The 7,629-nt window shown below is 45.0% G+C and carries 7 protein-coding genes and 1 pseudogene; 7 read left to right on the plus strand and 1 reads right to left on the minus strand.

Annotated features, from left to right (window positions below; all coding sequences use genetic code 11):
* From QVP40_RS08105 to QVP40_RS08135, 7 genes and pseudogenes are all read left to right on the plus strand, one after another.
* Positions 1 to 200: pseudogene (locus QVP40_RS08105) on the plus strand (hypothetical protein); the annotation flags it as partial.
* 205 nt (positions 201 to 405) lie between these two features.
* Positions 406 to 2,355, plus strand: coding sequence for a methionine--tRNA ligase (gene metG / locus QVP40_RS08110; RefSeq protein ID WP_022067962.1), 1,950 nt, complete (start codon positions 406 to 408; stop codon positions 2,353 to 2,355).
* Positions 2,356 to 2,624: 269 nt separating this feature from the next.
* Positions 2,625 to 3,110 (plus strand): cyclic pyranopterin monophosphate synthase MoaC, encoded by a 486-nt coding sequence (moaC, locus tag QVP40_RS08115; RefSeq protein ID WP_022067963.1) that lies wholly within the window; start codon positions 2,625 to 2,627, stop codon positions 3,108 to 3,110.
* The gene (moaA, locus tag QVP40_RS08120) at positions 3,107 to 4,087 is read left to right on the plus strand and encodes a GTP 3',8-cyclase MoaA (protein WP_022067964.1); all 981 of its coding nucleotides are present in this window, start codon (positions 3,107 to 3,109) and stop codon (positions 4,085 to 4,087) included. The genes moaC and moaA overlap by 4 nt, the downstream gene beginning before the upstream one ends.
* A 3-nt stretch (positions 4,088 to 4,090) precedes the next feature.
* Entirely contained in the window at positions 4,091 to 4,582 is a 492-nt protein-coding gene (locus QVP40_RS08125; protein ID WP_022067965.1) for a MogA/MoaB family molybdenum cofactor biosynthesis protein, read from the plus strand.
* 87 nt (positions 4,583 to 4,669) lie between these two features.
* Positions 4,670 to 5,116, plus strand: coding sequence for an MOSC domain-containing protein (locus QVP40_RS08130; RefSeq protein ID WP_022067966.1), 447 nt, complete (start codon positions 4,670 to 4,672; stop codon positions 5,114 to 5,116).
* Positions 5,113 to 5,907 (plus strand): TatD family hydrolase, encoded by a 795-nt coding sequence (locus QVP40_RS08135; RefSeq protein ID WP_022067967.1) that lies wholly within the window; start codon positions 5,113 to 5,115, stop codon positions 5,905 to 5,907. Before QVP40_RS08130 ends, QVP40_RS08135 begins: the two co-directional genes overlap by 4 nt.
* 83 nt (positions 5,908 to 5,990) lie before the next feature.
* On the opposite strand, the gene QVP40_RS08140 is transcribed toward QVP40_RS08135, so the two are convergent.
* Positions 5,991 to 7,529: a CapA family protein gene (locus QVP40_RS08140; protein WP_022067968.1), complete on the minus strand. Its 1,539-nt coding sequence runs from the start codon at positions 7,527 to 7,529 to the stop codon at positions 5,991 to 5,993.
* Positions 7,530 to 7,629: the final 100 nt, after the last annotated feature.

Here is a 7,629-nt window from a genome sequence, read left to right on the forward strand (position 1 = left end):
CTCTTGAGGATCTTAAGGAAGAAGGGCGTCAGGAAGGGCGTCAGGAAGGGTGGCAGGAAGGACGCCAGGATGGCATTAGAAAGCTTATCCTGAAAATACTGGCCAAAAACCAGTTTTCTTATGAGGAAATTGCAGACATGACAGAAATGTCTGTAGAGGAAATCATGGAAATTGACAGGTCAGCTGCCGGACAGCAGTAAAAGGTTCGGATAAACAATGTTTTATCTTTGGTAAAGCATGTATTTTGGGGCTGTTTTCTGCTGAAATCATAAAAATGTAATTTGCTAAATCCTTATAAATATGCTAGTATTTAAAGAGCGATTCGTACCTGTCAGGCATTGGCATGTCTGCCTGACAGAGACGGCAGTTTATCATTTACAAAATACCCCAGGAGGATTTTTTATAATGGAAAAGCAGAAGTATTATATTACAACAGCTATCGCTTATACTTCCGGTAAGCCTCATATCGGAAATACCTACGAGGCTGTTCTGGCAGATGCCATTGCACGCTACAAAAGACTGGAAGGATATGATGTATTTTTCCAGACAGGAACAGATGAGCATGGCCAGAAAATCGAGCTGAAAGCAGAAGAAGCAGGCATTACACCTAAGGAATTTGTTGATAATGTATCCGGCGAGATCAAAAATATCTGGGATCTGATGAATACTTCCTATGACAAGTTCATTCGTACTACAGACGAAGACCACGAGAAACAGGTTCAGAAGATCTTCAAAAAAATGTATGCAAAGGGCGATATTTACAAGGGACATTATGAGGGAATGTACTGTACTCCCTGTGAGTCCTTTTTTACAGAGAGCCAGCTTGTAGACGGCAAATGTCCTGACTGCGGACGTCCCTGTGTTCCGGCTAAGGAAGAGGCATATTTCTTCAAAATGAGTAAATATGCAGACCGCCTTATTGAGCACATCAAGACACATCCTGAGTTTATCCAGCCGGAGTCCCGTAAAAACGAGATGATGAACAATTTCCTTCTTCCGGGACTTCAGGATCTCTGTGTTTCCAGAACTTCCTTTAAATGGGGAATTCCGGTAGACTTTGATCCGAAGCATGTTGTTTATGTATGGCTTGACGCTCTTACAAACTATATCACAGGAATCGGATATGACTGCGACGGAGACAGCACAGAGCAGTTCGGTAAGCTGTGGCCGGCAGATCTTCATCTGATCGGTAAGGATATTATCCGTTTCCATACAATTTACTGGCCGATCTTCCTGATGTCACTGGATCTTCCGCTTCCCAAGCAGGTATTCGGTCATCCGTGGCTGTTACAGGGCGATGGAAAAATGAGTAAATCCAAGGGAAATGTGCTTTATGCAGACGAGCTTGTGGATTTCTTTGGAGTAGATGCAGTTCGTTACTTTGTGCTTCATGAGATGCCGTTTGAGAACGACGGCGTGATCACCTGGGAGCTGATGGTGGAGCGTCTGAACTCTGAGCTTGCCAATACTCTTGGAAATCTTGTAAACCGCACCATTTCCATGTCCAACAAATATTTCGGCGGCGTAGTGGAAAACAAAAATGTAACAGAGCCTGTTGATGAGGATATGAAAGCTTTTGTACTGGCAGCGCCGGGCAAGGTTGCAGCCAAGATGGAGAAGCTCCGTGTGGCAGACGCCATGACAGAGGTATTCAGTCTCTTTAAACGCCTGAACAAATACATTGACGAGACAATGCCGTGGGCTCTTGCAAAGGAAGAGGACAAGCAGGACCGTCTTGCAACTGTGCTCTATAATCTTGTAGAGGGAATCACCATAGGAGCAGCTCTTCTGGAGGCATTTATGCCGGAGACAACAGAGCGTATTCTGGCACAGCTTAATGCTGAAAAACGCAGTTTTGAATCACTGGATACTTTTGGCTTGTATCCGTCCGGCAATAAGGTTGTAGAAAAACCGGAAATTCTGTTTGCCCGTCTTGATCTTAAAGAGGTAATGGCAAAGGTAGAAGAGCTCCATCCGCCTGTACAGGAAGAAAAGGAAGAGGAGCCTGGAATTGATCTTGAGCCAAAAGCAGAGATCACATTTGAGGATTTTGAGAAGCTGCAGTTCCAGGTTGGCGAGATTATTGCCTGTGAGGCAGTAAAAAAATCCAAAAAGCTTCTTTGCTCTCAGGTAAAGATCGGAAGTCAGGTTCGCCAGATCGTATCCGGAATCAAAGCCCATTACACCCCTGAGGAAATGGTAGGCAAAAAGGTTATGGTAGTTACCAACCTGAAGCCTGCGAAGCTTGCAGGAGTTATGAGTGAGGGAATGATCCTCTGTGCAGAGGATGCAGAAGGCAATCTTGCCCTTATGACACCGGAGAAAAACATGCCGGCAGGAGCAGAAATCTGCTGATAAAACGGAACTTTATTAAGAGTAGAAATTTATGTTTGCGGAGGAAAGAATTTTTATTTTTTGTTACCCGCAGACGATGAATATGAGAAAAGGCAGATCATGTGTTGTGTTTCCTGGTAAACATTGCAAGGCATTATGATTCTGCCTTTTTTCTGTATCTGAAAGTGGCTGACAGCCAAACATAAATTTACAGTTTTATACTATGCTGCTCTGCTTGACGTACCTCTCTAAATTTTCTATACTAGAGGGAGTATAAGGAGGTTGTATTGATGGGGAAGGAATTCAGCCATTTTGATCATAAAGGAAATGCAGTGATGGTGGATGTTTCCGGTAAGGAGCCCACTTTTCGGACAGCTGTAGCCACAGGCTATATTTCTGTGGGAGCAGAAATCATGGCGGCGGTTACAGGAGGAAATGTAAAAAAAGGCGATGTTCTCGGCGTAGCCAGAGTAGCAGGGATCATGGGGGTGAAGCAGACTTCTTCTCTGATTCCCATGTGCCATCCGCTGCCAATCCAGAAGTGTGCAGTTGATTTTGAACTGGATCAGGAAAACAGCCGGATCCATGCTTACTGTACGGTAAAGACAGAGGGCAAAACCGGGGTGGAGATGGAGGCTCTGACAGGCGTACAGACAGCGCTTCTGACAATTTACGACATGTGCAAGGCTATTGACAAGCATATGGTAATGTCGGAGATCCATCTTGTAGAAAAAACAGGAGGAAAAAGCGGAGATTTCCGTTTTGAGGACAAATGATAGACCGTTGTGGAAGAACGATAGATTATCTTCGGATCTCGGTGACAGACCGCTGTAATCTCCGCTGTATTTACTGTATGCCGGAAAACGGCGTCAAGCTGGTGGAGCGAAGTCAGATCCTTCGGGAGGAAGAAATCATAAGAATCAGCCGGGTTATGGCACAGCTTGGAATTACCAGGATCAAGCTGACCGGAGGAGAACCGCTGGTACATGTAAGGATGCCGGAGCTGGTACGTCAGATCAAGGAGATTCCGGGAATTAAAAAGGTAACCCTGACTACTAATGGAACTCTTTTAAAGGAGCAGATGAAGGAGCTTGCAGAGGCGGGGCTGGATGCAGTGAATATCAGTCTGGATACTCTGAACAGAGACTGCTTTCAGAAGATCACAAGAAGAGATCTTTTAAATGAAGCTTTGGAGGGGATTCAGGAGGCCCTGCGCTATCCGGGTATTTCTGTGAAGATCAATTGTGTTCCTCTGGGAATAGAGGGGCAGGATCTCTGTGAGATTGCAGAGCTTGCCCGGAAATATCCGGTTCATGTGCGCTTTATTGAAATGATGCCTATTGGCTGCGGTATGGAATTTAAGGGAATGTCAGAAAAGGAACTGACAGAGCTTCTGGAAAAGCGCTTTGGGGCTCTGACTCTTTATCAGGGAGAACCTCTTGGAAACGGGCCGTCCAGATATTATGAAGCACAAGGATTTGAAGGAAAACTGGGCTTTATCAGTGCAGTCAGCCATAAGTTCTGTAAAGACTGTAACCGGATCCGCCTGACCTCTCAGGGATATCTGAAAACCTGCCTTCAGTATTCGGCAGGAAAGGATTTAAGAGAGATTATAAGAAACGGCGGCACAGATGAGGAACTGACAGAAGCAATTCTGGAGGCACTGGAACAGAAACCGGACGGACATCAGTTTTTGGAAAAGGCACAGGCAGACGACACAGAAAAGCTCTGTATGTCTCAGATAGGAGGGTGAAATATGAAGCGGGCAGCAATCATAACATCAAGTGATTCCGGTTACCGGGGAGAGCGGGAAGATTTAAGCGGACCGGCAATCCGTGAAATTCTGGAAAGAGAAGGATATCAGGTAGTGTCTCTGGATATTCTTCCTGACGACAGAGAAATGCTGAAAAATAAAATGGCAGAAATCGCGGATCAGGGGCTGGCGGAGCTGATCCTTACTACAGGCGGCACAGGCTTTTCGGAGAGAGATGTAATGCCGGAAGCGACAGAGGATATTATAGAGCGAAGAGTTCCGGGAATCCCGGAGGCTATGCGTGCTTACAGCATGACTATTACAAAGAGAGCAATGCTGAGCAGGGCTTCGGCAGGAATCCGCAAAAAAACACTTATCATCAATCTTCCCGGAAGTCCAAAGGCAGTACGGGAAAGTCTGGAATATATTATTGATTCTCTGGAGCACGGAATCGAAATCCTTACAGGAGAAGCGTCTGACTGCGCCCGAAAATAAAACATTTCCGGACAGAAGTCGGGAAGACTGAGGGGCCCGGAGAGATTTTACAGGGGATAATCATAATAATAAAGAAGGTAATGAATTATGGGAAAAGTAATAGCAATTTGTATCAGTGAGGAGAAAGGCACACAGAAACACAGTGTACAGGAAGCGGAATTTATTGAGGACTGGGGAATCAAAGGGGATGCCCATGCCGGAAAGTGGCGCAGACAGGTAAGTCTTCTTTCGTTTGACAAGATTGAAGATTTCCGTGCCAGAGGCGCTGAGGTGACAGACGGCGCCTTTGGAGAAAATATTGTAGTAGAGGGCTTTGATTTTGCCGCTATGCCTGTAGGTACAAGATTCCGCTGTAATGACGTAATTTTGGAAATGACACAGATCGGCAAAAAATGCCACCATGGCTGCGCGATTTTCCAGGCTATGGGAGACTGTATTATGCCAAGAGAGGGCGTATTTACAAAAGTAATTCACGGCGGTGTGATCCGTCCGGGAGACGAATTTCTGTGTTGTGAAAAAGGACAGGATGAATGAAAACATACAGTATTTTTGAGACACATGCACATTATGACGATGAGGCTTTTGAGCCGGACAGGGACGGGCTTTTAAGCTCTCTTCAGGGGAATGGGATCGGCACCGTGGTAAATGTGTGCGCCTCTGTTGGGGAGCTTGGGCGCACAATTGCTCTAACAGAAAAGTATCCCTTTGTTTACGGCGCAGTGGGAGTGCATCCGGATGATGCGGATAAAATGACAGAGCAGACATTAGATGAGATCCGTGAGCTTTCCCGCAGAGAAAAGATTCTTGCCATTGGCGAGATCGGGCTGGACTATTACTGGCATAAGGAAGAGGCAGCGCACGAGATCCAGAAAAAGATGTTCCGCGCTCAGATGGACATTGCCAGAGAAGAAAAGCTTCCGTTTATGATCCACAGCAGAGATGCTGCAAAGGACACTCTTGATATTGTGAAGGAGTATATGGACGAGGGTATGTACGGCGGAATCATCCATTGTTTTTCCTATGGAAAGGAAATGGCTGAGCAGTACCTGAATATGGGATTATATCTTGGAATCGGCGGAGTAGTGACTTTTAAAAATGCAAAAAAATTAAAAGAGGTTGTAGAATATGCCCCTCTTGAACAGCTTGTTCTAGAAACAGACAGTCCGTATTTAAGCCCTGAACCCAACAGAGGAAAAAGAAACAGTTCCCTGAACCTGCCCTATGTAGCCCGGGCTATTGGAGAACTGAAAGGGATTTCAAAGGAGGAAGTGATTCGCATTACAGGTCAGAATGCAGAGAAGCTTCTTTTTCATCGCATAAAATAGAGTCATATAAAATAAAATCATATAAAAAACTGCTGTGGAAATTGTTTCAGGCAAACAAAATCTGCAGCAGTTTTTATATACGTTTAAGCTTCCTCATCTTCATAGCCGGAGTCGTAATCTCCGGAACCGTCATCATAGCCATCATCTTCCGTTCCTTCAGAGGAATCCCCGGAACCGTTATCATAGCTGTCAGATCCTCCGTCTGAATTGTCCCCGGAACCTTCGCCGGTATCATCAGAAGAGGTATTATCAGAACTTCCAAGCTGTTCATAATACTGATCGGAGCTGACAGACCATGTATCTTCTACATAATTTCCTTTGGAATCCGTCATGTTCAGTTCATAGTCAAAGGAAACCTCCAGAAGATTGGTTCTGGTGGACGGCTCCACATTCATGGACATGATCTCATCGAATTTTTTTCGGAGATTATCCAGGGTGAATTCATCACCGATGATGTCCCGCACTCCGTGCTGAGATGCCAGATCTTCGGTGTAGTCTTCCAGCATATATGGGCTAAAGACGCCCTCATCTTTATTATAGTGCATAACCATAGGCTTTACAGTGGCATCTAGAATTTCTACAGTGGTTTTTCCTTTCAGCACAGATTTCTGGATGGTAAAACCGGCCATGCCTTCCAGCAGCTCCGGAAGCTCCTGCTGAGTGGAAACAAAGTTGCCAAGAGAATAAAAGATCAGCATTTCGTTTCCGTTATCGTCAGACATGCGTCCATATGGCTGAAGTACATGAGGATGACCGCCGATTACAACATCGACCCCCTGTTCCATCAGAAAGGCAGCCCACTGCTTCTGATATTCGGTAGGCATGGTTTCATCTTCTTTTCCCCAGTGAGCGACAAAAATAAGGCAGTCGCTGTCTTCCTTTGCTTTCTGGATCATAGAAGCAACTTCACTTTTTTCAAAAATATCAATCATATAATCTTTTCCGTCTACATAATCTCCGTTGTTAGTTCCGTAGGTGTAGTCAAGAAAAGCAATTTTAATCCCGTTTACCTCCAGTGTTTTTACAGTATCTGCATCTTCCTGACTGGAATGGATACCCAGTACAGGAACTTCCGGATAGTTGGTCTTCCAGAAATCCAGAGTCTGTTCTATGTAGTCAGGACCATAGTCATCAATGTGATTGGTGGCTGATTCAATGACGTCAAAGCCGGCCTTGATCAGAGCGTCGCCTACTTCTGTAGGTGTGGCAAAGGAAGGATAAGAGCTGACCGCACTGTGATCTGTGGTAAATACAGTTTCCTGGTCGATCATGGCTATATCTGCGGCCTGGATCTCATCCTTAACGTTCTCGTAAATATGCTCGTAATTCCATGTTCCGGATTCATACTGGCCGGACTCTATCAGACTTCCATGGTAAAGATTGTCTCCTACAGCGATAACAGTGGCGGTAGATACTTCCGGAGTATTGGCCTTTTTTTCTGCTTCTGCTTTTTTTATTGCAGCTTCTTTTTTTGCAGTTTCTGCAGGCTTCTGTATCAGATTGTAGTCAAGCTGGCGGAAAAGGACAACCAGAATGACCAGAACTGTCACAGAGCAGAAAAAGGCAATCCGGGAATTACTTTTTTCTCTGAGATTGAGAGGTATATTTTTATTTTTTTTCATGGCAGATTCCTTTATATTAATTTCGTGGATTTTCTTATTTATTATAGCAAAAAGAGCGCACTTTTGACAAGTGCAGCCGAAATGTTGCTGTTTACCCCTA

Origin of the sequence: Blautia sp. CAG:257, assembly GCF_000433815.1 — a bacterium.
GTDB lineage: Bacteria > Bacillota > Clostridia > Lachnospirales > Lachnospiraceae > Blautia_A > Blautia_A caecimuris.